The organism is Hansschlegelia beijingensis, from assembly GCF_045505405.1.
Taxonomy (GTDB): Bacteria; Pseudomonadota; Alphaproteobacteria; order Rhizobiales; family Methylopilaceae; genus Methylopila; species Methylopila beijingensis_A.
This window is the reverse complement of sequence record NZ_JBJKEX010000574.1, coordinates 1-1,074: the sequence shown is the minus strand read 5'-3', so window position 1 is coordinate 1,074 and position 1,074 is coordinate 1. Positions and strand designations below refer to the sequence as shown.

The following is a 1,074-nucleotide window of genomic DNA, read 5'->3' as shown; positions in this document are numbered from 1 at the left end:
GGGATCGCCGGTCCCGGAGCCCGCGATGTCGAAGGCCGTACCGTGATCAGGGGACGTCCGCACGAAGGGCAGGCCGAGCGTCGCGTTGACTGCGGTGTCGAAGGAGCCACCAGGATGCGCTCGCCTGCAGGCCACGGGCCCTCGATCGCGTTCGCCTCCATGTAGCCGCGCATGTCGGCGTCGACGCGCTCGGCCGTGCGGCGCAGCGCGAGTTCGCGCAAAGCGGTGAGGTTGCCGTGCTGGAAGAAGTGCCGGACGGCTCGCTCCGCCTGCTCGCGCACATAGACCTTGCCGGCCGCGAGCCGCCTGCGCAGCTCGTCGGGCGTCACGTCGATCACCTCGACCTCGTCGGCGAGGTCGAACACGCGGTCCGGCACCGTCTCGCGCACCCGCACGCGGGTGATCTGCGCGACGGCGTCATTCAGGCTTTCGAGATGCTGGACGTTGAGCGTGGCGTAGACGTCGATCCCCTTGGCGAGGATCTCCTCGACGTCCTGCCAGCGCTTCGGGTGGCGCGAGCCCGGCGCGTTGGTGTGGGCGAGCTCGTCCACCAGAACGAGCTTCGGCGCGCGCTTGAGCACGCCGTCGACGTCCATCTCCTTCAGCGCCCGGCCGCGATAGGCGACCTCGACGGGCGGGACGGTCTCGAGCTCGGAGAGCAAGGCCTCGGTCTCGAGCCGTCCGTGGGTCTCCACCACGCCGGCCACCACGTCGACACCCTCCCGTCGCGCCGCCTGCGCCTCGCGCAGCATCTCGAAGGTCTTGCCGACGCCCGGCGCCGCGCCGAAGAAGATCTTGAGGCGGCCGCGGCCCTCCCGCTTCGCGGCGGGGAGGAAGCTCTCGGGCGAGGGGCGAGCTGCAGGCATCCGCGGGAGTTTAGCGGGCTTGCAAGGCGAGCGCCCGCATCGCGGGGGCGCCGCTCACTTGAGCTCGTCGAGAGCGAGGTTGAGCGCGAGCACGTTGACCCGCGGCTCGCCGATCAGCCCGAACAGGCGCTTCTCGACCGTGCGGTCCTCCATCGCCTGGATCTCGTCGCCCCCGCTCAGCCCAACGCGGCCGCCATCGAAGATGAGG

The 1,074-nt window shown here is 70.9% G+C and carries 2 protein-coding genes and 1 pseudogene; all 3 read right to left on the bottom strand.

The features are described 5' to 3' along the window. Positions 1-63: 4-hydroxythreonine-4-phosphate dehydrogenase PdxA (locus tag ACIKT0_RS18815; RefSeq protein ID WP_407106825.1), on the bottom strand; the 63-nt coding region annotated here is incomplete at its 3' end. A 41-nt stretch (positions 64-104) separates the two neighbouring features. Continuing rightward, positions 105-866: pseudogene (locus ACIKT0_RS18810) on the bottom strand (histidine kinase); the annotation flags it as partial. Positions 867-920: 54 nt separating this feature from the next. Further along, positions 921-1,028, bottom strand: coding sequence for a potassium-transporting ATPase subunit C (locus ACIKT0_RS18805; protein ID WP_407106824.1), 108 nt, complete (start codon positions 1,026-1,028; stop codon positions 921-923). Between the last annotated feature and the right edge of the window lie 46 nt (positions 1,029-1,074).